The organism is Flavobacterium chuncheonense, from assembly GCF_042686145.1.
Taxonomy (GTDB): domain Bacteria; phylum Bacteroidota; class Bacteroidia; order Flavobacteriales; family Flavobacteriaceae; genus Flavobacterium; species Flavobacterium chuncheonense.
In genome coordinates, this window is sequence record NZ_JBHUPC010000013.1 from 46,196 (window position 1) to 71,700 (window position 25,505).

Consider the following 25,505-nt stretch of genomic DNA (forward strand, 5'->3'; position numbering starts at 1 on the left):
AAGCTTGCTTTTTTCTTTAGCAGTAATTTATAATCTTCTTATTAAAGATTATATTTTAAACTCAATATTAAATAGCGTGGTTGAACAATATAACTTGAGAAAGTACTAGTCCCTCCAATTTGATTAAAACTATTTGAATTCAACGCTTTTGTTTCTAATAAATTAGTTCCAGAAAGTTTCCACTCCCATTTACTATTCTTTTTCTGATACATCAAACTAGCCGATAAAAAGTCATACTCACTATCAATTGTTTTATCCTTACTTCTGTTGTGATAAAAACTATATTCCGACACAAATGAAAAAGCATCTAAGAAATAATATTCCAATTCTACAGATGGGTTATCGGTATAAAAAATAGCACTCGAGTTATCATTTATAGTAAAACCATATTGCAGACTTAAATTCGGCAATGTTTTATAATTAGTAGAAAATTTCACATTATAATTCTGTGTAACCGATTCTGTCGTTTGAATTTCAGATGGATTGTTATCCGGATTAGCATCAGTATCAGGATACACACGGATATTATTAAACTTACTCCAGTTAAAACTTGCACCAGCTGAAGCTTTATAATATTTTAAAAACGAACGCCCGTAATTTCCACTTGCCGAAAAAGTTTCATCTGCAAAATTTGAATTCATATTCACCGAAGAAGAAACTTGATTAACACCGCTCAATAACGCTTTATTTTTAATAGCATCAACTTGACGCGAATAGTTTACAACAGCAAATATGTTTTCAAAATTAAACATGTTGTATTTAAAATAGCGCAAACTGTGGCTTTGTGAAAGCGAATTTTCTAAATAACGGTTTCCTTGAAACAAACTATTATAATTAGAAAACACATAACCTTCAGCTAATCTATTGATATCCGTAAAATTGTTTGTTAAACTATAATTATAAGTCAATGTTTCTGATTTTTTAATTTGCCATAATGCATACACATCCGGCAAGAAACGATTGAAACTTTGGCTGAAAGAGGTTCCCAACTGTGTGTCATTAGTTGAATAATTGTGTACACTAAAACCTGGAGTAAAGGTAAACTTTCCTAATAAAAACTTATAATGTACTCCTAAAAACACATCATTAAAAGCATAATCTACATCGTTATTATTTGCTACATCATTTAAATCATTAACCGAATTATTATCTAAAATTTGAAAAATATGTGAATTAAAATTCTGGTATGAATATGTGTTTCCTAAGGTGAAATTGATGTTGCTCTTTGAAGTCAGCATTAAATAATAATCAAACTTCGCATCTAATTTATTCGTTTTTACAAAACGCTCCTGGTTAAGATTGTTTCTATTTTGTGTAGTATCATAACCGCTCAACATAAAAGGTTGAAAAGTTAAATTGGCATTATAAAAAGGATCTTCCTCTTGGAACAAATGCTGCGTTTCAAAAGCAAAAACGTTTTTATCATTAAGTGTATAATAATAATTCAGATTTTGATTAACACTAAATGGCTTTTGCTCTTTGTTAGTATAAATATCAGCAAGTAAATTTGAAGCAACAGTTTGACCTTCTTTTTGATCTGAAAATTTAGTCAATACATCATAATCAAAGTGCACTTTTTCATTTGGAACATAACTAGAACTCAATTTAACAATTCCAAGGTTACTGTCTTGCAACGATTTTTGACTTCTTGTTTCAACCACATCAACTTCATCGCCGTTAGGCAATACATCTTTACGATTGTAAATCGTATTGTTTTCTATTTGAGTTTTGTTTCCTAAAAAAATACCAAAACCACTGATAGTCCAAGACTTTGTAGGGTTATAACTGAAATTAGCCGCTCCAAATTTCGTTTCGATATTAGCCGCTTGATTGTTATTCAAACCTAAAATCCCTAAATCATTAGAAGTAACATTAAAAGAAGAACCGCCTTTACGCATCATACTTCTGAAACCACCCGTGAATTTAAAATAATCTCGAGCCGTAAGCGGTAATTCTCCAATGTTATTGATATTACCAATTACATTAATACTATATTTTGGACTGTAATAAAACAGCTTCGGATTTACCAAATAACGCTCTTCTTCGTGGCCTACACCAATCCCTGCCGTTACATCACCAAACCAAAAGTTTTTCTTTCCTTCTTTCAATTTGATGTTGATGGCTATACTTTCTTCATTGTTTTCTAATCCTTTTAAATTAGAAACTTCGTTGTAATTACGTAATACTTGAATTTTATCTAATGCATCAGCAGGAATATTTTTGGTTGCAATTTTCGTATCACCATCAAAAAAATCTTTCCCCTCAACCATTACTTTCTGAACGGTTTTTCCTTCTACCTGAATTTCTCCATCTTTATTTACTTCTACACCTGGTAGTTTTTTTAAAACATCTTCAAGTTTACGCTCTGTACCGTTGGTAAACGAATCGGAATTGTAAATAATTGTATCACCAGAAATTGTTACCGGCATTTCATAAACCACCTCAACATCTTTTAAAGTAACACCCTGGCTCATTATAATATCAAAAGTACTATCACTTGCAGGCGTTTTAAATTCCTTTTCGAATGTTTGAAACCCAATGAAACTCGCTTTGATTGTATAAACTGTATTTGCTTTTAAATTCAAAAAAAACTTCCCCTTATCGTTTGTAATAGCATAAGCATCCATAGCTTTTGTCGCGGTATTAATCGCCATAACATTGGACATTTCCAACCCTAAACCTGTACTATCTTTTACCGTACCTTCTAGACGAATATTTTGAGAAAAGGCACTTAAACTAAGTGCCATGACAAGAATAAAAATGATTTTTTTCATTTGAATTAGTATGTGAATAAGAATTACCTAAATTAATTAATGAAATCTTCCGCCTCCACCTCTGTTGCTTCCACGGTACATCTCACGCATTTCCTCCATTTTCTTTTTCACAATTTCATCGTATTCCTTTTGTGTTACCACTTTACCTTTAGTAGCCGGCACAATATCTACTTTCTCTTTTGAATTCATTACAATTTTAGAACATAAAATAGTAGTTTTCCCATCACTTACTTCAAGTATTAAACCTGGTAATCCCCAGTAATTTTCTGGTCCTTGATTAATTGGAATTTCAGGAGCATACCACGCTGTAATTACAATTTCTTTGGGCATTTCCCATTGATCCATCAAATTGGTTTTTGCAGTTTTTGTACTATCTTTCTTTTTTTCAGCTGCATCTTTTTCCTTATCGCCTCTAAAACGAAAATTTCTAAAATCCGATTCACTAACTGGTTTTACTGCTGTAGCTTTAAAACAGGTATATTGACCAATTTGTTTCGATTCTCCTTCTAATTTCCAATCCAACTTTGGTAATGAATCTTTTATTAAAAACTCTTTACTAAAGAATTCTTTGTCAACTACAGTCGTCTTTTCTTTTACATTTTTATAATGTGTTCCACCGCCTCCCATCATACCCATCATGCGACGACCACCATCTTGCCCCATCATGTCTAACTTTTCCTCTTCCTTGTAAATAGAAGAAGTTTGATTAAAATTTAGAACAAATGTTTTTTCAAACATTTTTTTCATTCGCTCTTCCATGTTTTTTTGCATCTCAGGAGTTATATCTCTATTTCCTGACATCCCTTTCATAAAATCGGCAGTACTTGTTTTGGATTCATAAACAGCCATTCCTTGAAAATCTTGTGCTTGCACAAAACTCATCATTAGAATAGAAACGGTAAGAAAGATTTTTTTCATGATATATTTTTTATACTATTTTTAGACTAAAAAAAGGTGCAATTGTTACAATAAAAACATTTTTTATAAGTTTAATCTGTACCTTTAACACTTGTTAGACTGTAAAAACTTAAAATAGTTTAATTGAAATTTACAATGAAACAACTTTTTTTTCTACTATATCTTGTATGCTATTCAAACGGTTTTTCGCAGCAACATTACAATACACAAATAGTAGATTCCATTAATATTTCAGCTGATCAATTCATAGGAAAAGACAGTTTTGATAATTACTACACAATTACAGAAAACACCTTGCAAAAAACGAATTCTTCAAAGTCATTCGTGTATAAAAATGTTGCATTAGGAAAACTGACATCAGTAGATATTTTAAATCCGTTACAAATTGTTGTATTGTATAAAGAGTATAATACCATTGTAATTCTGGACAATCAATTATCGGAAGTTCAGAAAATCAACGGAAACAATTACAATATCATTTTTGAAGGATGTGGACTAACCATTCAAAATAAGCTGTGGTTTTACGATATGGCAACTTTAAAAATTGGATTATTCAACTTAGAAGACGATTCCTATAAATTTATTTCGACTCCACTAAACAACACATTAAAGTATTGCCAATCCGATTACAATCGATTCTATTGGATTGATGATGACAACGAGTTTTACAGTATTACTTTTTTTGGAAAGATAAAGTCTTTAGGTAAGGTACCGACATTTAATTCTGCCCAAATACTTTCAGAAACAAATCTTCTATATAAATTAGAAAATCAATTATACCTATTAGACCTTTCTAAAAAGGAGGAAATTGAACTCAAAACAGATAAAAAAACATTTTCGAATTTTTGTCTGAAAGGCGAATTTTTATCTATTTTTACCAATAATAAAGTTATTAACTATAAAATAAACACACCTTAATGCATATTGCTGTAGCTGGAAATATTGGCGCTGGGAAAACCACTTTAACAAAATTATTATCAAAACATTTTAAATGGGATGCACATTTTGAAGACGTTGTCGACAACCCATATTTAGATGATTTCTACCATCAGATGGAACGTTGGAGTTTTAATCTCCAAATTTATTTCTTAAACAGTCGTTTCAGACAGGTATTACAAATTAGAGAAACAGGAAAAACGACCATTCAAGATAGAACCATTTATGAAGATGCATATATTTTTGCTCCGAACCTTCATGCTATGGGGCTGATGACCAATCGTGATTTTGGCAACTACAAATCACTTTTTGACCTTATGGAAGATTTAGTAGGCGCTCCTGACTTACTAATTTACCTGAGAAGTTCCATTCCAAACTTGGTCAATCAAATTCACAAGCGCGGCCGCGAATACGAAAATTCTATTTCTATTGATTATTTAAGCCGACTTAACGAACGTTACGAAGCTTGGGTACAAACATATGACAAAGGAAAACTTTTAATTATTGATGTAGACAAAATTAATTTTGTTGACAATCCAGAAGACCTTGGAAATATAATCAACAGAATTGATGCTGAAATAAACGGTTTGTTTTAAAAAGCATCAATATTTTAAACTTTACAATGCCACATTTAGTGGCATTTATTATTTTAGCTAAAACGAAAACTTAAAATTATGCCTTTAGTTACACCTTTATCACCTGATCATGATATCGAAACAAAAACATTAGCCGAATTTTTTAACGAAACCCTAGGTTTTTGTCCGAATTCAGTATTAACAATGCAACACCGCCCTGCCATTTCAAAAGCTTTCATTAACTTAAACAAAGCGGTTATGGAAAATCAAGGTCGTGTCACATCTTCTCTGAAACGCATGATTGCTTGGGTAAGTAGTAATGCTACTGGCTGTCGTTATTGTCAAGCTCACGCCATAAGAGCAGCGGAACGCTATGGTGCAGAACAAGAAAAACTAGACAATATTTGGGAATACAAAACCCATCCGGCATTTTCACCTGCAGAGCGAATTGCACTGGATTTTTCTTTAGCAGCTTCGTTAATTCCAAATGCTGTTACCGAAGAAATAAAGACAGAACTATACCAACATTGGAACGAAGGAGAAATTGTTGAAATGCTAGGTGTAATATCGTTATTTGGTTATTTGAACAGATGGAACGATTCTATGGGTACGACTTTGGAAGAAGATGCAATTGCAAGTGGTAATCAGTATTTAGAAAAAAAAGGTTGGGAAATTGGGAAACATCATTAAAATAAAAAGCCTGAAAAATTTCAGGCTTTTTATTTTAAAACTGAACTTGTCATTATAATCCCATTTCCGCTATTTTAGCTTCCACTTCAATATCAGATCCTTCAAAAACTTTTTCTTCAATTACTTCTTCACCATTTACTATAGTTTTCAATATAACGGTAGCTGTTACTTTTCCATCATCTCCTTTTATCTTTTCAATTTTAACATCTTTTATAATTTTCTCTGCTTTATCACTATGGTTACAAGATGCTGAATGCACATGTCCTTTTCCATACTCACAATTTGCATTAGCACAGCCTTTAGCTAAGCAATCTTCATGTGACATTGACTTGCATACAATTTCTGTTCCTTGCCCTTTGCAACAAGCCGCTACAGCTGTTTCGGAATGCCCACCTAAAATTGGAGCGATCACCAAACCTATCAGGCAAGTCAATTTAATCAAGATATTCATAGATGGCCCTGAAGTATCTTTAAAAGGATCACCAACAGTATCTCCTGTAACTGCAGCTTTATGCGCATCAGAACCTTTAAACGTCATTTCACCATTAATTTCCACACCTGCTTCGAAGGATTTTTTAGCATTATCCCAGGCACCACCTGCATTGTTTTGGAAAACTGCCCACAACACTCCCGAAACCGTAACGCCAGCCATATATCCTCCAAGCATTTCCGCTATTAATTGATTATTATCTCCGTATACTAATTTCCCTATTAAAACTATAGCGATAGGAAAACCAATAGTCAAAATTCCTGGCAACATCATTTCACGCAAAGCTGCTTTTGTAGAAATTGCCACACACTTTCCATATTCCGGCTTACCTGTACCTTCCATTATACCAGGAATTTCCTTGAACTGACGACGTACCTCATAAACCATATCCATAGCCGCTTTCCCAACAGAATTCATAGCGAGAGCCGAGAACACTACAGGAATCATTCCCCCAACGAAAAGCATTGCCAAAACTGGCGCTTTAAAAATATTAATGCCATCTATACCCGTAAAAGTTACATATGCGGCAAATAAGGCCAATGATGTCAAAGCTGCTGAAGCAATTGCAAATCCTTTACCCGTTGCTGCGGTAGTATTACCTACAGAATCTAAAATATCAGTTCTAGTACGTACCTCTTTTGGCAATTCACTCATTTCTGCAATACCACCAGCATTATCTGAAATTGGCCCGAAAGCATCAATCGCTAATTGCATAGCTGTAGTAGCCATCATTGCAGAAGCTGCTAATGCAACACCATAAAACCCTGATAATGCGTAAGATACCCAAATAGCACCTGCAAATAATAAAACGGTTGGAAAAGTTGAAATCATCCCTGTTGCCAAACCTGCAATCACATTAGTTCCCGCGCCTGTAGACGATTTTTGAACAATTGCTAAAACTGGCTTTGTCCCCAATCCCGTATAATATTCAGTTACTGATGAAATGGCTCCCCCAACAAACAAACCGATAATAGTAGCATAAAATACGCGCATAGACGAAATATCTTTTAATCCTTCACCATAAAACTCCATTTTCATGGTTGCTGGCAACATATATTGTACTAGGAAATAACATGTTATCAAAGTCAATGCTATAGATACCCAGTTTCCAATATTCAATGCCCCTTGAACTTGTTTTTCTTTGGCATCGTCACTCGTTATTTTAACCAACATGGTACCGATAATGGAAAATAAAATTCCGAATCCTGCAATGGCCATTGGTAATAAAATTGGACCAATTCCGCCAAATGCATCTTCAATAGCACCACCCATATCTTTAATCACATAATTCCCCAAAACCATTGCCGCTAACACTGTTGCAACATACGAACCAAATAAATCGGCCCCCATACCGGCAACATCTCCTACATTATCTCCAACGTTATCAGCAATTGTAGCAGGATTACGCGGATCATCTTCTGGAATTCCTGCTTCAACTTTCCCTACTAAATCGGCTCCTACATCGGCAGCCTTTGTATAAATTCCTCCTCCAACACGCGCGAACAAAGCAATAGACTCCGCTCCTAAAGAGAATCCAGCTAAAGTTTCCAAAACAATTGTCATGTCTTCAGTAGAAGTCCAAGTACCATCCATAAACACTTGGAAAAGGATAATAAAAAAAGTTGTCAATCCTAAAACTGCCAAACCTGCAACTCCAAGTCCCATAACCGTACCCCCACCGAAAGAAACTTTCAATGCTTGTGGTAAACTTGTACGAGCCGCTTGCGTAGTTCTGACATTTGTTTTGGTTGCAATTTTCATCCCCATATTCCCTGCTAAAGCAGAAAAAATAGCACCAAAAATAAAAGCAACCACTATAAGAATGTGTGTAGTAGGAACTACTATAGAGATACCAGCAAGTGCTAAACTGGCTCCAATAACAAAAAACGTTAATAGTTTATATTCCGCTTTTAAAAACGCTAGTGCACCTTCGTAAATATGTTCTGAAATTTCTTTCATTTTACCATCACCAGCATCTTGTTTTAAAACCCAAGCTCTCTTGTAAGCCATAAACAACAGCCCAATAATTGCCATAATTATTGGCATGTAAATCATTACTGAATTCATAAAATTTTTGGTTATTTTTAGTTAATAAAAAATGGTCGTTAGTAACAAAAATAAACAAAAAAGGGAGCATTATTAATTAATACTCCCTTTTTTATGAATTATATTGAAAATTATTTAATACTAAATAATCCTTCTGGTTTGTTTTCTAATTCGTTGAAACGGTTTGTACACTTCACTAAAATTTCTTTAGCTTCGTTAACATCTCCCCATCCTTCAACATCAACTTTTTTGTTTTCTAAGTCTTTATATACTTGGAAAAAGTGCTCGATTTCTTTAATTAAGTGCGAGTTTACATCACTTAAATCGTTTAATTTATTCCAAATTGGATCTGAAACTGGTACACAGATAACTTTCTCATCTGGTCCTTTATCGTCTGCCATATGGAAAACTCCAATTGGCTTAACCTCCATTACACAACCAGGAAAAGTTGGCTCATTTACTAATACTAATACATCTAACGGATCACCATCTAATGCTAAAGTTTCTGGAATAAAACCATAATCTGCAGGATACATCATTGAAGAAAATAACATTCTATCAAAACGCATTCTTTTTAAATCAAAATCGTACTCGTATTTATTTCTACTTCCTCTAGGAATTTCAATTAATACATCAAACGTCGTTATTTTATCTGCTGTCATTTTTATATATTTTTTGCGACTGCAAAGGTAAAGAATCATACTTTTATAACAAGTATAACTTTAGTTTTTTTAATAAATTAAGGGCTTTCTTCCTCTTTTCTCAAGATAATGATGCCAAAACAGATAGGTTGCCAAGCTACGATAAGGTTTCCAAGCGTTTGAAATTACAATCATTTCTTCCGTTGAATTACACTTATACAATTCTTTCATAGTGTTTATAAGTGCAATATCACCTAGAGGAAATAAATCTAAATCACCTAAAGCAAACATTAAATAGACATCAACTGTCCAATTACCAATTCCTTTGATTTGAATTAGTTGATTTCGGACCTCTTCCGAAGAAATTTTCGATAAATTATCCAAATCTATCTGATTTAATAAAACAGCATTAGCTAATTCTTTCAAATAAACCGACTTTTGTCTGCTAACAGTACAACTACGTAACTCTTCATCAGTTGCATTTATTATATTTTGTGGAGTTATCGCAACTAATTTAGCTTCAAGTTTTAAAAAACAAGCTTTAGCAGATGCTAACGAAACTTGTTGCTCCAAAATAAGTTTGCAGAGTGTTACAAAACCTTGTGGTCGCGAAGGAATATAGGGAACTCCATATTGCTTATATAGTTCTTTTAAAACGGTATCCCTTTCCGCAAGTAACTCGAAACAAGTTTCCATTTAGAAGTAAAAACCAAATGAGGCTTTCACACTGAATTTGCGAGCATTAGGCATATCCAAATAACTTCCTCTCCAAGCACAATCTATTCGAAGAATTTTAAAAATATTTCCAACCCCTGCATGGTATTCCCAATATAAATCTTCAGGTGCTACATATTCAAAACCAGAAGCATTAATTAATTTATTTTCATCCGAAACCCTTCCATAAACACCTTTAATCCCAATAATCTCTCTCAAATTCAACTTACGCAACATCGGAACACGTGAAAAAAGGCGCCCATTGAAATGATGCTCAAAATGTAAAGAAGCATATTCATCGGCAACAAAGTCATAGTAGTCCAAAAGATTATAAGTATTTTCAATAATAAAATACGACTGGTTACCCGGAATAACACCCATCAATCCTAATGGAACTGTTCCAAAAATTTTACCCGTTTCAAATGTTGTAAACAAGCGACCGAAACCACCAATTAAAGCAGGCTGCCTGTAAAAAAGTTGTAGCTTTTGATAATTAAAATCACTATTTAAAACCCCTTTCAAACCGTTACTATAACTCAAGAAAAAACGCGCATAGTTGTTGTCCACTTCCATTCGATCAACACCATAACCAACCGTTTTTCTTCCTGGTGTATATTCCAATACTAAGTTCAATTCTGATTGTTTAACTTCGCTTTTAATTTCAGATTGTGACGCATCTGTATAATAATCCAAACTAAATTCATTTGAAGCCGAACGTAACGTTCTATAAGTTAAATTAGTTTGAATCATAAAGTTTTTGAAAACCTCCATTTCGGCACCTAGGGTTGTCAAATTAATGGAAGTTAACTTATTATTAATCCCACTTGAAAAAAGTGAAGACGAAGCGAAACTCCTACCTAAAACATCATTTGAAGTCGTTAAACTTACTCCAATTTGCTCTACGTCTCTGCGATTACCAAGCGATAATATCAAACGATTCTTTGGATTCACCATCCATTTACCCGAAATACCGTATTTGAATTTATCGTCGTTAAAACCATAAGCGCCATAACCTTGAATACGCCACTTATCATTAGGCCCAAAATAAGTTCTTCCTCCTGCTCTTATACGTACTCCTTCGACATCGTTATAACCAAAAGTTGAGAATATTGGACCAAAATCAAGGTTATACTGTGGAAATTCCACATAACCGCTACCTAAAATAGAAGCTAAATTATAAATTCGTTTGAACTTAGGTACCGTACCTAAGGTATCTAACATCTTATAGATTCCTGCTTCGTTATTATTTAATGACTCAAAACGATTTTGCTCCCAAAATTCATTTGGCTTATCAAAAACAGCATTATCATAAAAATTAACTTCTTCTCGGTAAAATTTCTCATCTTTTGGAATATCAAACTGATGATTTTTTACAACTGTTGTTCGCTTTCCATAAACACCTTTTGATTCTTCTTTTTTAGAAAAACTAAAATCTGACATCATATAATCGCGCTTTAGCAAAAACACAGAATCATTCAACACGTCAAATTCTTGCTCAATATAAATCTCTTTTACCCAGTTGATATTAGCACTTTTACTAGCTTCTAGATTAATTTTCTTAATTGCGAACGTACTATCGTTAACCCAAAAATCACCCTTAAAAGTTAGTTCGTTTTTTCTACGGGGATAGAACACAATGTTATAACACCATTTATTGTCAATAAATGTACTATCGCTCAATACATAATTGTAAACGTTTATTCCTGTGCGCGACAAAGGACTCACGAAATCCTTGTCAAAAAACTTTAAATAGTTATTGTAGATATCATATTCTGCATACAAATCTTTAATGAAAGTATTAACACCGTCTCCATCACCAAAGCCAGAGTTTTTATTCGCTTTTAAAATCTCTTTTTTCTTTTTCAGTACATTATCTCCATATACTTCACTCAAACTTTCATTAATAAAAATCGGCAAATAAGTCTTTCCTGTAATTCGAGAAGTATCAATATTATCAAAAATAAACTCCATACCCTTGAAGATTTTACTATTCATAAAAGCACTATCAAGAGTATTCATATCAAACTCAACTTTTTCATATTTGTCATACTTATATTGATCAAACATGTAAAGTCCGTTTTTACGTTTGCGTTCCCAAATTTTACGAAGAATATCAAGTGCTGGATTATCCTTTTTTGAGGTCTTACCTGTATACACCACCACCTCTTTGAGTTCAGTACCTTCTTTAAGAACAATTTTTAAATTGGCATTCAAACCTTTTTTTAAAGGCACCTCTTCCCTACTGAAACCAACAAACGTAACTACTAATGCAGTATAATCTTTATCCGATTCAAAATAAAAGTCACCATTCTCATCTGTAATTACTCCTTCTTTCGAATCTTTAAACACCACATTGGCAAAAGCAACTGGATCACCAAATTCATCGGTAACTTTTCCTCCAACTTTCGTTTGACCCAATAAGAATGAAGAAAAAAACAAGAAGGCAATTAAATAGTGATATGGTTTCATTTAAAAATAAGATTCGGATAAATAAAAAAACTTCACCAGTTTCCTGATGAAGTTTCAAATATAGTAAGTTTCTATTTATTTATATGCTACTTTTTTTACAGCTTTTACAACGTCTGAAGCATTTGGCAACCATTCTTTCAACAATGCTGGAGAATATGGTGCTGGCACATCAGCAGTAGTAATTCTCTGGATTGGAGCATCTAAGTAATCGAATGCTTGCTCCTGAACCATATACGTTATCTCTGAAGCAATACTTCCAAATGGCCAAGCCTCTTCTAATACTACTAGACGATTTGTTTTCTTAACCGAATTTAAAACCGTATCATAATCCAATGGACGAACAGTTCTTAAATCGATAATTTCACAAGAGATTCCTTCTTTTGCTAATTCATCAGCTGCAATGAAAGCCTCTTTTAAAATTTTACCAAAAGATACAATAGTAACATCTGTACCTTCTCTCTTAACATCTGCTACACCTAATGGTAAAGTGTACTCTCCTTCTGGCACCTCTCCTTTGTCACCATACATTTGCTCAGACTCCATGAAGATAACAGGATCGTTATCGCGAATAGCCGATTTTAATAATCCTTTTGCATCATAAGGATTTGAAGGCACAACTACTTTCAAACCTGGACAGTTTGCATACCAGTTCTCAAAAGCTTGAGAGTGTGTTGCTGCTAACTGACCTGCAGAAGCTGTAGGTCCTCTAAATACAATTGGAATATTAAATTGACCACCAGACATCTGACGCATTTTAGCTGCGTTATTGATAATTTGGTCAATACCAACTAATGAAAAGTTAAATGTCATAAATTCAACAATTGGGCGGTTCCCATTCATAGCAGATCCAACCGCAATTCCGGCGAAACCTAATTCTGCAATGGGTGCATCAATTACTCTTTTCGGACCAAACTCATCAAGCATCCCTTTTGACGCTTTGTAAGCTCCATTATATTCTGCAACCTCTTCACCAATTAAATATATCGATTCATCACGGCGCATTTCTTCGCTCATCGCTTCACAAACTGCCTCTCTAAATTGTATCGTTTTCATTACTTATAATTATATGTGTCGCAAAAATAAAAAAAAATACATTATTAAAAGGAAAAATATCCCCAATTAAACTCGGTTTTAATATTTTGATCTTTCAAAAAAAGAGTGAAACCTTATTTGATTTCTTAAAAATTAAGGAATTATATAAAAATTATTATGCATGCATAGTATTTTATTCAATTATATTACTTAAATTCGTACCCCGAAAATTATCAACTTATATACTTTATAAAATGAAAATATTAGTTTGCATCAGTCACGTACCTGATACTACATCAAAAATTAACTTCACAAATGGAGACACTGAATTTGACACTAATGGTGTGCAGTTTGTAATCAACCCTAATGATGAATTTGGTTTAACTAGAGCTATATGGTTTAAAGAACAACAAGGTGCTACAGTAACAGTAGTTAATGTTGGAGGAACTGATGCTGAAGCAACTTTAAGAAAAGCTTTAGCAATTGGTGCTGATGAGGCTATCCGTATTAACGCAAACCCAACTGACGGGATGTTTGTTGCAAAACAACTTGCTGAAGTTGTAAAACAAGGCAACTACGACTTAGTTATTGGAGGTATCGAATCTATTGACTATAATGGCGGAATGGTTCCTGGAATGATGTCTGCAATGTTAGGATACAACTTTATTAACTCATGTATCGGATTAGAAGTTACAGGAAACGATGTAAAAGCTACACGTGAAATTGACGGTGGAAAAGAAACTGTATCGACTACTTTACCATTAATCATAGGTGGAAAAAAAGGTTTAGTTGAAGAAAAAGACTTACGTATTCCAAACATGAGAGGGATTATGATGGCTCGTTCAAAAGCTTTAGCAGTTAACGAACCAACTGGTGATGCTCCTGCTACTAAAGCAGTAAAATTTGAAAAACCAGCACCTAAGTCAGCTTGCAAATTAGTAAGCCCAGATAATTTAGATGAATTAGTAAGCTTGTTACACAACGAAGCTAAAGTAATCTAATCTGTTTAACCTTAAATTAAAAAACACATGTCTATTTTAATATACGCTGAATCAGCAGAAGGAAAATTTAAAAAAGTTGCTTTCGAATTAGCTTCTTACGCAAAAAAAGTAGCCGAATCAATGGGCACTACAGTTACCGCGTTAACAATTAACGCTTCAAACGTTGCAGAATTATCAAACTATGGAGTTGACAAAGTTTTAAAAGTAAGTAACGACAAATTAAATACTTTTAACGCAAAAGCTTTTGCTGATGTAATCAAACAAGCCGCTGAAAAAGAAGGAACAAAATTAGTAGTTTTATCTTCTACAACAGATAGCTTATACGCTGCTCCACTTGTAGCTGTAGCTTTAAATGCAGGATATGCTTCAAACGTTATTGCTTTGCCAGTAAGCACTTCTCCATTCCAAGTAAAAAGAAATGCTTTTTCAAACAAAGCGTTCAATGTTACTGAAATTGAAACAGAAGTAAAAATTATCGGTTTAGCTAAAAACTCTTTTGGTTTAATTGAATCATCTTCAGCATTAACTGAAGATGATTTCAACCCTACATTAAACGATGCAGATTTTGGCGTAAAAACGGTAAACATTGAAAAAGTAACAGGTAAAGTTACCATTGCTGATGCTGAGATTGTTGTTTCTGCAGGTCGTGGTATGAAAGGCCCTGAAAACTGGGGAATGATTGAAGAGTTAGCTTCAGTTTTAGGAGCTGCAACAGCATGTTCAAAACCAGTTTCTGATATCGGTTGGAGACCGCATAGCGAGCACGTTGGGCAAACAGGAAAACCAGTTGCTGCTAACTTATACATTGCAGTAGGTATTTCTGGAGCAATCCAACACATTGCGGGTATTAACTCTTCAAAAGTAAAAGTTGTCATCAATACAGACGCTGACGCACCTTTCTTCAAAGTTGCAGACTATGGAGTTGTAGGTGACGCCTTTGTAGTTGTTCCTCAATTAATTGAAAAATTAAAAGCTTTCAAAGAAAGCAATTCTTAAATAAAAAAGATAAGCTGTAAAGAGCTATCTAAACTTTGATATCGTATCTTTGTTTGGATAGCTCTTTTTTTTATTTTTGTGGTCTTATAACTGTTCCAGATTTTAGTTTGTTTATCTTTGTAATTCAGTTATATAAAACGAAACGACCTTTAATTTTAAAACCAAGGCTACATTACCAGCCAAGTAAATTTTTATGAGTTTAGTTAAATTAACAATAAAAGGAATCTCATATAGTCAAACTCAAAATGGAGCGTACGCTTTGATATTGAATGAAGTTGATGGAGAACGAAACTTACCTATAGTCATAGGTGCCTTTGAAGCACAATCCATTGCCATTGCTTTAGAAAAAGAAATCAAACCTCCACGTCCTTTGACGCATGACTTATTTAAAAATTTTGCCGATCGTTTTGAAATTGTAGTCAAACAAGTCATCATCCACAAACTAGTTGACGGAGTATTCTTCTCTAGCATAATTTGTGAAAGAGATAAAATTGAAGAAATTATTGATGCAAGAACTTCAGACGCCATTGCGCTTGCACTTCGATTCAATGCGCCAATTTTTACATACAAAAACATATTAGATAAAGCTGGTATTTACTTAAACATGAATCCACACGATGAAGAGAAATCAAATTCAGAGGATGATGATGTTTTATCAACCCCAGAAACATTTGGCTTTAAAGAAGATGACGCTGCTAAATTAGAAGATTACAGTTCGTATTCGTTACAAGAGCTATACGATAAACTTGAAGAAGCAGTACAAAATGAAGATTATGAAAAAGCAGCCAAAATAAGAGATGAAATTTCTAAGAAAGAATCTTAAATAGTCTGTTTATGCATAAAAAATTATTGCTTCTTATCCTTTTGTTCTCGTGTGCTTTTTTATCAGGTCAAAATATTGAAAAAAAATGGCAGTACCAAAATAGTGAAAACGAGTACCTTAAGCTAAAAGATGGGACATTCAAGATTAACCTCCCTTCAGACAGTTTAATATTAGAAGGAGATTACACCTTACAAGGAAAGCAATTATTTTTATTTCAAGAGACAGAAGAATCACTTACAAAACGATTCAAAATCGAAACACTAACGGATTCATCCCTAACCCTTAAACGAAAACAAAAAACATATTCATTTACAACTCCAAAAACCACTATCTTAAAAGTAGCCGAAAGTCCATTGATTAAAAACCAAGGAATCACTTTTACAGGGGTTGCAAGAGGTCTTTTAGGAATGCTTGTCCTAATTGGGATTGCATTTCTCTTCAGTAATAACAGAAAAAAAATTAACTGGAAAACTGTAGGGATTGGCCTAACTGCCCAACTTGTCTTAGCTTTTGGAATACTTAAAATAGAATTTGTTCAAGTGTTTTTCGATTTCGTCGGAAAGCTTTTCACAAAAGTACTTGAATTCACTCGAGCTGGAAGTGAATTCTTACTTGGCGGAATGATGGACATTAAAAGCTTTGGATTTATATTTCTTTTTCAAGTATTACCTACCATCATCTTTTTCTCTGCTTTAACATCTTTACTATTCTATTTGGGAATCATTCAAAGAATCGTTAAGCTATTAGCAATCTTTTTAACCAAACTTCTCAAAATTTCAGGAGCCGAAAGTTTATCCGTTGCCGGCAACATCTTTCTTGGACAAACAGAAGCACCACTTTTGATTAAGGCCTATCTTGAAAAAATGAACAAGAGTGAAATACTTCTTGTAATGATTGGTGGAATGGCAACAGTTGCAGGTGGAGTATTAGCGGCATATATTGGCTTTCTCGGAGGAGGAGACAAAATACTAGAAGCCGAATTTGCACGACATCTTTTAGCCGCCTCTGTAATGGCAGCTCCTGGCGCAATTATTATCTCGAAAATACTATACCCACAAACAGAAAAAATTGACTCAACTATTGAAGTCACAAAGGACAAAATTGGGTCAAATATTTTAGATGCTATTGCAACAGGAACTTCCGAGGGCCTTAAACTGGCAGCAAATGTAGCAGCGATGCTATTAGTTTTTATTGCATTTATCGCCATGTTAAATTACGGATTGGACAAAATTGGTTATTATACTGGATTAAACAATTTAATTTCCACTTACACTCCGTATTCCTCTTTTTCGCTCGAAACAATTCTTGGAATTATATTTTCACCATTAATGTGGCTAATCGGTGTAGCGCAAGAAGACATGATGTTAATGGGACAACTATTAGGCATTAAACTAGCAGCTTCAGAATTTGTAGGATACATTCAGCTTGCAGAATTAAAAAACATAACCAATGATATTCATTTTACTTATGAAAAATCAATTATTATGGCCACCTATATGTTATGCGGATTTGCTAACTTTGCCTCGATTGGCATACAAATTGGCGGAATAGGTTCTTTGGCTCCCAATCAAAGAAAAACTTTATCTGAATTTGGTTTAAAAGCCGTAATAGGAGGAAGCTTAGCATCACTTTTATCAGCCACAATAGCCGGAATGATTATTGGTTAATTTAAACACATAAACTAAAACCATGAAACAATACCACGACTTAGTAAAACATGTATTAGAAAATGGAAATCAAAAAGGAGATAGAACCGGCACTGGTACTATCAGTGTATTTGGTTACCAAATGCGATTTGATTTGAATGAAGGTTTCCCAATGGTGACTACAAAAAAGTTACACTTGAAATCAATTATACATGAATTGTTGTGGTTTTTAAAAGGCGACACCAACATTGCTTATTTAAAAGAAAACGGCGTTAAGATATGGGACGAATGGGCAGATGAAAATGGTGATTTGGGTCCGGTTTATGGACACCAATGGCGCAACTGGAATAGCGAAGAAATAGATCAAATCGCAGAATTAATCGAAACCTTAAAAACCAACCCTAATAGCAGGAGAATGCTTGTATCTGCGTGGAACCCTAGTGTACTTCCAGACACGACTGCTTCTTTTGCAGAAAATGTTGCCAACAACAAAGCTGCATTACCTCCGTGTCACGCATTCTTTCAATTTTACGTTGCAGATGGAAAATTAAGTTGCCAATTGTATCAACGCAGTGCCGACATCTTTTTAGGTGTACCTTTCAACATTGCATCATATGCTTTGTTTACCATGATGATTGCTCAGGTATGTGATTTACAAGTTGGTGATTTTATACATACATTTGGTGATGCACACATTTACAACAACCATATTGAACAATTAGAATTACAGCTTTCGCGAGAATGCAGACCTCTACCAACTATGAAATTAAACCCAGAAATTAAAAATATTTTTGATTTTACATTTGATGATTTCACGCTAGAAGGCTACGACCCTCATCCTCACATTAAAGGAGCTGTAGCAATATAAAAAAGGAGCTGACTAAATTTAGTCAGCTCCTTTTTTATACACATATTTCTACTATTATTTTCTAACTAGTTTTTGAGTAACACTAGTATTGTTTTCAAAAACTGCTTTTACGATATACACTCCCGACTGTAATTCAGAAACTGAAAAATTATCAGAATTAGTTTTTAGCACTTGTTGCCCTAAAACATCAAAAACAACAACCTCTTTAACGTTGTTAACTGATTCAATCGAGACTACATCTGTAGCTGGATTTGGATACATTATAAAAGAATTCACAGTATCAAATTGCTCACTTGACAAAGCCGTAGCAGAATCCCCTTGCAAGTACAGCGAAAAAGGAAAATTACCTTGTTGACCTACAAACTGAGCATCAGGAACAGAAATAACAAAAGTGTGTGCTCCCGCAGATAAACTTCCTAAACTAATTACACGAATTGGAATTTTATCACCAGGACACCAGTTACTAAACGATTGCCAAACAGCATCAGTTCTTGGCGAACTTCCATAAATACCATTTGCTTGCGTATTATACATTCTAAACGGCTCACAACTTGTACTACCAGGTTTATAGGTTAATACAGAATTTCCATCAAAAGTAACATAATGAAAACGTCGATTATATTCTTCACCACCGGAATTTGCGCCATGATTTGAGGTAATTAAATACAACTTTGCATTAGTTATTGGAGTTGACAAATTTATATTTATAGTTTTAACTGTTTGACCAATTGCATCAGATGCACCTGCTTGATAATTATTAAATCTTTCTTTGAATGCTATAGGTTGAAAATAATTATATCCCGTTGAAAGAGAAAATCCAAAACCTGTATCAAAAGTCAGACTCCCTAAAAAAACATCGTTTCTTCCAGCACAGCCAGCTACTTGCTGTTGTGCAGCAGAAGCAACACCAAAAAGTTCAAACTCTATCCAAAAATCATACATAGAAGATAAATTTTGATCTTGCAAAATACGAGTCAAATTTGAAACACTAAACGAATAAGGCACCTCATCAGGCATGTAATTCTTATTCATAAAAGGGGTAATAAATCGACCAAGTTCAATGCGTTGAACATTTGAAGGATTATAAGTAGTTGAATTTTTAGGCACCAATGCTAAACTAATATTACCAATTCTATCATAATTATCACATGCTGCTTTCACTACTACATTCATAGTAACAGATGCATCAAATTGACTTATCTCTACATCAGTCAATTTTCTTGAATTTAAAGAATTCTTCAACCTCAACACCCCTGATGGAGGTGCTGGAGAAGTAACCAAAGCAGCGTATCCATCGTAAAAAACAACTTCATCAAAAACTGTAATGGTAGATGTAGTTACTGCTTTACCATCTCCCCCTTTTGCATTATTTGCAAACAATGGAGCAATTACAAAAAATAGACAACCAACCAATAATAGTAGTTTTCTTTTCATATTATTTAAATTTTTATTAAAATTATAATTATCATATAAAAAAACTACATAAAATTTATCCAAACAAATTACTTCCGTTTTATAACAACTAAATCACAAAATGTTACAAGTCAAAACCCAGACAAACAACAAATGCATAAAATAATTTTCACTAATTTAGTAACCTCAAAAAAAATAACATGTTAGTTATAATTGCTGCTGCTGCTGAAAACAACGCATTAGGTAAAGACAACGATTTAGTTTGGCACTTACCTGACGATTTCAAACGATTCAAACAGTTAACGTCAGGACATTATATAATAATGGGAAGAAAAACTTTTGAAAGCTTTCCAAAACCACTTCCTAATAGAACTCACGTAATAATTACGCGACAAAAAAACTACGAAGTACCCGAAGGCTGTAAGGTTGTCAACAACCTTGAAGAAGCTATAGCAATTTGTCCAAATAATGAGACCATCTATGTTATAGGTGGAGGTGAAATCTATAAACAATCAATGGACCTTGCGGATAAAATTGAATTAACTAGGGTACATACCGAAGTTGAAGCAGATACTTTTTTTCCACAAATCATCAACAGTGATTGGTCAATTATAAATGAAGAGTATCACCCAAGTGACGAAAAACACAAATTCGCTTTCACATATTTTACTTATATAAGAGCCACCAAAGAAGAAATATAATTTGTACTTTTGCTTTCCAAAACAAAAAAAATGTCAAAAAACATCACGCCTTATAAAGATTCGGATTTGGGTAAAAAAGAACAAGTTGCTCAAATGTTTGATACCATTTCAGGAAATTATGACGGATTAAACCGTGTTATTTCATTCGGCATTGATACAAAATGGCGTAAAAAAGTCTTAAAACTAGTAGCGGATAAAAAACCAAAAACAGTTTTAGACATTGCTACTGGAACAGGTGATTTAGCTATTTTAATGACCAATACTGCTGCAGAAGAAATTATCGGCTTAGATATTTCTGCCGGTATGTTGGAAGTTGGTAAAAAGAAAATTGCGGAAAGAAAACTAGACCACAAAATCCAAATGGTACTAGGTGACAGTGAAAACATTCCTTATCCTGATAATTACTTTGATGCTATAACTGTTGCTTTTGGCGTTCGTAATTTTGAAACCTTAGAAAAAGGATTATCTGAAATCTTACGTGTATTAAAACCAAATGGCATTTTTGTTATTTTAGAAACCTCAGTACCTACTAAATTCCCATACAAACAAGGTTACGCTATTCACTCAAAATTCATACTTCCATTAATCGGGAAATTATTTTCAAAAGATAAATCAGCATATAAATATTTATCAGATTCAGCTAATGAATTTCCTTTTGGAGAAGCTTTGAACAATATTTTGAGAAAAATAGGGTTTATAGATGTAAAAGACTTACCACAAACATTTGGGGTAGCCACAATTTATCATGCTTCTAAAAAATAATATGAAGAATTTAATTTTAGTATTTCTTTTTTCAACTACTGCATTTGCTCAATTTGGCATTTTCGGTAAAGATCCGCTTATCAACCAAGAAAATTTTGACAAGCAACGCATACATTGGGGATACTACCTTGGCTTTAACAGTCTAGATTTTAAATTCGATTACCTTTCGGTTACCAAAGATATAGACGTACAAACCACAACTGGTTTCAACGTAGGACTTATTGGTAATCTTAGACTTCACGAGCATATTGACTTTCGCTTTGAGCCTGGTTTAATTATTACACAACGTAATTTGACTTTCCCAAATATAGAAGACGATGTCGATAAACTAAGAGAAGTTCGTTCTACTTATATTACTTTTCCAATGCTTATGAAATTTTCTTCTAAGCGAACAGGCAACATAAAACCTTACTTGATTGGTGGTCTTTCTACTGCATTGAACTTAGGAAGTAATAACGATTCTCCTGACGATAACTCAAACAATGTCTTCAGGATGACCAAGTGGACCAATTTTTACGAAATTGGTTTTGGAATTGACATTTACCTAGAATATTTCAAATTCTCACCATCAATTAGAGGCGTTTTCAGTACTAGAGATGAACTAATAAGAGATAACGACCCGAGTAGCCCATGGACAGGAAACATTCAAGGTATGCAAACCAGAGGAATCTACATCAACTTTGCATTTCATTAAGAATTACGCTTAAACTCACTTAAAATAATTGCAGTTGCGGTTGACACATTCAAACTTTCCGTTTGCTGTAGTTTTCCAAATCTAGGAATTGAAATGCGAGATGAAACTAAGCTTTCTATTGCTGTAGAAATTCCATTCGCCTCATTCCCCATCACAATAATACCTTCTTCAGGCAATTTTGTTTGGTAAATATTATCTCCATCCATAAAAGTCCCAAAAACAGGCAAATTGGATTTTGTGATATAATCTTGAAGATCTGTATAAACAATATTAACCCTACTAATTGATCCCATAGTAGCTTGGATAACTTTTGGATTATAACAATCCACGGACTCATGAGAACAAACTAAAGTCTCAATTCCGTACCAATCACACAATCGAATAATTGTCCCTAAATTCCCTGGGTCCCTCACATCATCCAGAGCTAAAACCAATCCACTATTATTGATTAGTTGTTCCGCAGGCATTTTAAACACAGCCAAACAATCATTTGCAGTAGTTAATGCTGTAATTCTTTTAAGTTCTAAATCTGAAATGGCATAAACTTTGCTTACATCAACTTGTGGAAAAAAATTTTCCTTAGCAAATAAATACATCAAATCGTATTGAGCCAAAAGTAATTCCTCAATTACTTTTTTCCCCTCAGCAATAAACATTTGGTGTTGCTTTCTATATTTTTTTTGATGTAAACTTGTTATAAGTTTAATTTGGTTTTTACTAACCATAAAAATTGTATTTTTGACTAACTATTTAGAACAACTTGAAGAAAAATTTATCAAAAATAGTACTAATATTTTTAATCGGAACAATTTTCAACGCTTGTTCCATAATTAAAAAGGTACCGAAAGACAAAAGCCTACTGACCAAAAACACAATTTTGGTTAATGATACTATAAACAAAAGCGAACGCATTGAAAGTCTTCTTTATCAAAAACCCAATAGTAGTATTGCAGGGTTTCCATTACGTCTAACCTTATACAACTTGGCTAAAGAAAATGCCGATTCGCTATATTATGATTGGCTAAATCGTAAACCGAATCGTAGAAAAAATTTAGCTAAAATTTTATCCAACAAACAGGTAGACCGCCTTAGCGAGTCTTTCATAGTCTCAGGCATGAGCAACTTTTTAAAAAAAACGGGTGAAGCACCAGTATTAATAGACCCTAAAAAGGTAGAAAACTCAAAAAGAAGATTAAAAACCTATTATGAAAACAATGGCTTCTTCAATGTAACAATCGACTCTAAAATTGATAGCATTGGAAAAAGAAAAGGCAAAGTTACTTATAGCATAAATTCAGGTGCTCAATTTAAACTAGACACGATAACAACAGAAATCAAAACCCCTGTATTAGACAGTTTATATAACTTAATTGAAAACGAATCCCTATTAAAATCAGGTGACCCTTACAATTTAAACAACCTGAACTTGGAGCGTGAACGCATTACAAAATATTTCAGAAATAGTGGCGCTTACAAATTCCAAGTCAATAATATACGTTATACCGTATATGACATTAAAAACCCAAACCATAAATTGAATACGGTTGTAAAAATTGAAAACCAATCCGTTAAAAAAGGAGACACTACTGTAACTGTACCATTCAAATTATACAAAATAAATAGCGTAAATATTTTTACAAAAAACTTATCTGAAAAAGAAGTCAACAGAATAAACGATAGTGTTTCCTATAAAGACTTTACCATATATAGTGATGGAAAATTAAATTACAAACCAAAAGCTTTAACAAATACAATTTTCATAAACAAAGGCGATTACTTTAGCGATTTAAATAAAAATTTAACGACACGCTCAATTAACAACCTTCAAACATTCAAATCACAAACCATAGAATATGTAGAAGATCCAGAAGATGAGAATGGATTAATTGCGAACGTCTATTTACTACCTAGAAAAAAATATACTTGGGCCCCTTTTGTAGACTTTACACATTCTAACATACAAGATTTTGGTATCACAGGCGGTATGTCTTTTACATGGCGTAATATTTTCAAAAGAGCCGAAATCTTTCAAATTTCAGCAAAAGGAAATATCGGGTCTTCAAGAGATCTTGCGAACCCAAACAATACTTTTTTCAACATTTCGGAATATGGTGGTGACGCAAAACTTACATTCCCTAGAATATTCTTTCCAATCAATACCACTAGCATTATTAGAAAGGAAATGCTCCCAACAACCCAAATGAGTTTTGGTTTAACCAACCAAAAAAACATTGGATTAGACAAAGAAAACTTTACAGCCATTATCAATTACAATTGGAGACCTAAAGATGACACTTCCATGCGTTTGGATTTGTTCAACACCCAGTTCATTCGTAATTTAAATGCTGACAATTACTTTAATGTTTATCGTTCTTCGTACAACAGACTTAACGATTTATCACACATCTATTTCACAAACCCAGGACCTGGAGATTTTGACGAACAAGGAAACCTAACTTTTGACGGGGCTGACAACTTTATAGAAGATGTTGTTACAGGACAAACCATTCTTTCACCAAACGATACCGACTATAAATCCATCAGAAGTATTGCAGAGCGTAAAGTACGTCTTACAGAAAACAACTTAATTGTATCTTCTAATTTCACGTTTAGTAAAAACACACAAAATGGAATTCTTGATAATACTTTTTATGCTTTTAGAGCAAAAATAGAATCCGCTGGAAACGTATCATCTATTATAGCAAGACAGGTTAACGAGCCTTTAAGCGACAATGGAAACCGAACACTTTTCGGTATTGAATATGCTCAATATGTAAAATCAGAATTTGATTATACCAAGCATTGGGGATTTCGAAAGAAACAATCATTTGCTGTCCGAACATTTGCCGGTATAGCAATTCCTTATGGAAATGCAAACTCAATCCCTTTTTCTAGAAGTTACTTTGCCGGAGGATCAAACGACAACAGAGGATGGCAAGCATATAGCTTAGGTCCAGGGAGCAGCGGCGGTATTAACGATTTCAATGAAGCCAACTTCAAATTAGCTTTTAGTGCAGAATATCGTTTTAATTTCTTCGGAGACCTTTATGGCGCATTGTTTGCAGATGCCGGAAACATTTGGAATGTATTTGACAATGTAGAAGACGAAAAATACACCTTTAACGGCTTTCAATCGTTACAAGATATAGCACTTGGTACAGGTATTGGATTCCGATATGACTTCAGTTTCTTCGTTTTCAGAATCGACTTGGGCTACAAAACTTACAATCCTGGAAAAGAAATGAGCGAAAGATGGTTCCGTGATTTAAACTTAAGCAGAACTGTTTTAAATTTTGGTATTAATTATCCATTCTAA

Annotated in this window: 21 protein-coding genes; 12 read left to right on the top strand and 9 right to left on the bottom strand. The window is 33.7% G+C overall.

All coding sequences use genetic code 11. The annotated features are described in order from the left end of the window. Window positions 1–41: 41 nt before the first annotated feature. Window positions 42–2,774 carry a carboxypeptidase regulatory-like domain-containing protein gene (locus ACFS5J_RS07780; protein WP_379811522.1) on the bottom strand — a complete coding sequence of 911 codons (2,733 nt, stop codon included), beginning with the start codon at window positions 2,772–2,774 and terminating at the stop codon, window positions 42–44. A 36-nt stretch (window positions 2,775–2,810) separates the two neighbouring features. Next, on the bottom strand, window positions 2,811–3,692 hold the full coding sequence (locus ACFS5J_RS07785) for a GLPGLI family protein (protein ID WP_379811523.1): 882 nt from the start codon (window positions 3,690–3,692) through the stop codon (window positions 2,811–2,813). A 135-nt stretch (window positions 3,693–3,827) separates the two neighbouring features. On the opposite strand from ACFS5J_RS07785, the gene ACFS5J_RS07790 reads away from it, so the two are divergent. The 3 genes from ACFS5J_RS07790 to ACFS5J_RS07800 all read left to right on the top strand — a co-directional run bounded on the left by ACFS5J_RS07790 (window position 3,828) and on the right by ACFS5J_RS07800 (window position 5,893). Continuing rightward, window positions 3,828–4,610: a hypothetical protein gene (locus ACFS5J_RS07790; protein ID WP_379811524.1), complete on the top strand. Its 783-nt coding sequence runs from the start codon at window positions 3,828–3,830 to the stop codon at window positions 4,608–4,610. Continuing rightward, on the top strand, window positions 4,610–5,224 hold the full coding sequence (locus ACFS5J_RS07795) for a deoxynucleoside kinase (RefSeq protein ID WP_379811526.1): 615 nt from the start codon (window positions 4,610–4,612) through the stop codon (window positions 5,222–5,224). Before ACFS5J_RS07790 ends, ACFS5J_RS07795 begins: the two co-directional genes overlap by 1 nt. Before the next feature lie 78 nt (window positions 5,225–5,302). After that, window positions 5,303–5,893 carry a carboxymuconolactone decarboxylase family protein gene (locus ACFS5J_RS07800; protein ID WP_379811527.1) on the top strand — a complete coding sequence of 197 codons (591 nt, stop codon included), beginning with the start codon at window positions 5,303–5,305 and terminating at the stop codon, window positions 5,891–5,893. A gap of 52 nt (window positions 5,894–5,945) precedes the next feature. On the opposite strand, the gene ACFS5J_RS07805 is transcribed toward ACFS5J_RS07800, so the two are convergent. The 5 genes from ACFS5J_RS07805 to ACFS5J_RS07825 all read right to left on the bottom strand — a co-directional run bounded on the left by ACFS5J_RS07805 (window position 5,946) and on the right by ACFS5J_RS07825 (window position 13,306). Beyond that, window positions 5,946–8,450 (bottom strand): sodium-translocating pyrophosphatase, encoded by a 2,505-nt coding sequence (locus tag ACFS5J_RS07805; RefSeq protein WP_379811528.1) that lies wholly within the window; start codon window positions 8,448–8,450, stop codon window positions 5,946–5,948. 110 nt (window positions 8,451–8,560) lie between these two features. Beyond that, window positions 8,561–9,091 carry an inorganic diphosphatase gene (locus tag ACFS5J_RS07810; protein ID WP_379811529.1) on the bottom strand — a complete coding sequence of 177 codons (531 nt, stop codon included), beginning with the start codon at window positions 9,089–9,091 and terminating at the stop codon, window positions 8,561–8,563. A gap of 69 nt (window positions 9,092–9,160) precedes the next feature. Continuing rightward, entirely contained in the window at window positions 9,161–9,766 is a 606-nt protein-coding gene (locus tag ACFS5J_RS07815; protein ID WP_379811530.1) for a DNA-3-methyladenine glycosylase family protein, read from the bottom strand. Beyond that, a complete protein-coding gene (locus ACFS5J_RS07820) occupies window positions 9,767–12,253 on the bottom strand; it encodes a DUF5686 and carboxypeptidase-like regulatory domain-containing protein (RefSeq protein WP_379811531.1) in 2,487 nt (828 codons plus the stop codon). Window positions 12,254–12,328: 75 nt separating this feature from the next. Continuing rightward, window positions 12,329–13,306, bottom strand: a complete 978-nt coding sequence (locus ACFS5J_RS07825) for a pyruvate dehydrogenase complex E1 component subunit beta (protein ID WP_379811532.1) — start codon at window positions 13,304–13,306, stop codon at window positions 12,329–12,331. Between the two features lie 233 nt (window positions 13,307–13,539). Here ACFS5J_RS07825 and ACFS5J_RS07830 point away from each other — a divergent pair, with 233 nt between their 5' ends. The 5 genes from ACFS5J_RS07830 to ACFS5J_RS07850 all read left to right on the top strand — a co-directional run bounded on the left by ACFS5J_RS07830 (window position 13,540) and on the right by ACFS5J_RS07850 (window position 18,619). Beyond that, the gene (locus ACFS5J_RS07830; RefSeq protein WP_379811533.1) at window positions 13,540–14,286 is read left to right on the top strand and encodes an electron transfer flavoprotein subunit beta/FixA family protein; all 747 of its coding nucleotides are present in this window, start codon (window positions 13,540–13,542) and stop codon (window positions 14,284–14,286) included. Window positions 14,287–14,313: 27 nt separating this feature from the next. Next, window positions 14,314–15,282 carry an electron transfer flavoprotein subunit alpha/FixB family protein gene (locus ACFS5J_RS07835; protein WP_379811534.1) on the top strand — a complete coding sequence of 323 codons (969 nt, stop codon included), beginning with the start codon at window positions 14,314–14,316 and terminating at the stop codon, window positions 15,280–15,282. 193 nt (window positions 15,283–15,475) lie between these two features. After that, a complete protein-coding gene (locus ACFS5J_RS07840) occupies window positions 15,476–16,105 on the top strand; it encodes a bifunctional nuclease family protein (protein ID WP_379811535.1) in 630 nt (209 codons plus the stop codon). 11 nt (window positions 16,106–16,116) lie between these two features. Continuing rightward, window positions 16,117–17,772 carry a NupC/NupG family nucleoside CNT transporter gene (locus ACFS5J_RS07845; RefSeq protein WP_379811536.1) on the top strand — a complete coding sequence of 552 codons (1,656 nt, stop codon included), beginning with the start codon at window positions 16,117–16,119 and terminating at the stop codon, window positions 17,770–17,772. Window positions 17,773–17,794: 22 nt separating this feature from the next. After that, window positions 17,795–18,619 (top strand): thymidylate synthase, encoded by an 825-nt coding sequence (locus tag ACFS5J_RS07850; RefSeq protein WP_379811537.1) that lies wholly within the window; start codon window positions 17,795–17,797, stop codon window positions 18,617–18,619. Window positions 18,620–18,673: 54 nt separating this feature from the next. Here the strand turns inward: ACFS5J_RS07850 and ACFS5J_RS07855 are convergent, their stop codons facing one another. Beyond that, window positions 18,674–20,053, bottom strand: a complete 1,380-nt coding sequence (locus tag ACFS5J_RS07855; protein WP_379811538.1) for a peptide-N-glycosidase F-related protein — start codon at window positions 20,051–20,053, stop codon at window positions 18,674–18,676. 179 nt (window positions 20,054–20,232) lie between these two features. Here ACFS5J_RS07855 and ACFS5J_RS07860 point away from each other — a divergent pair, with 179 nt between their 5' ends. From ACFS5J_RS07860 to porT, 3 genes are read left to right on the top strand one after another with little or no spacing between them, the layout of a single operon-like run. After that, complete coding sequence (locus ACFS5J_RS07860) at window positions 20,233–20,733, top strand: dihydrofolate reductase (protein ID WP_379811539.1); 501 nt, start codon at window positions 20,233–20,235, stop codon at window positions 20,731–20,733. A gap of 30 nt (window positions 20,734–20,763) precedes the next feature. Continuing rightward, complete coding sequence (gene ubiE, locus ACFS5J_RS07865; protein ID WP_379811540.1) at window positions 20,764–21,495, top strand: bifunctional demethylmenaquinone methyltransferase/2-methoxy-6-polyprenyl-1,4-benzoquinol methylase UbiE; 732 nt, start codon at window positions 20,764–20,766, stop codon at window positions 21,493–21,495. A 1-nt stretch (window position 21,496) separates the two neighbouring features. Then, window positions 21,497–22,189, top strand: a complete 693-nt coding sequence (gene porT / locus ACFS5J_RS07870) for a type IX secretion/gliding motility protein PorT/SprT (RefSeq protein WP_379811541.1) — start codon at window positions 21,497–21,499, stop codon at window positions 22,187–22,189. On the opposite strand, the gene ACFS5J_RS07875 is transcribed toward porT, so the two are convergent. After that, a complete protein-coding gene (locus ACFS5J_RS07875; RefSeq protein ID WP_379811543.1) occupies window positions 22,186–22,914 on the bottom strand; it encodes a TrmH family RNA methyltransferase in 729 nt (242 codons plus the stop codon). The genes porT and ACFS5J_RS07875 overlap by 4 nt on opposite strands. Before the next feature lie 35 nt (window positions 22,915–22,949). Here ACFS5J_RS07875 and tamL point away from each other — a divergent pair, with 35 nt between their 5' ends. Then, window positions 22,950–25,505, top strand: a complete 2,556-nt coding sequence (tamL, locus tag ACFS5J_RS07880) for a translocation and assembly module lipoprotein TamL (RefSeq protein WP_449267431.1) — start codon at window positions 22,950–22,952, stop codon at window positions 25,503–25,505.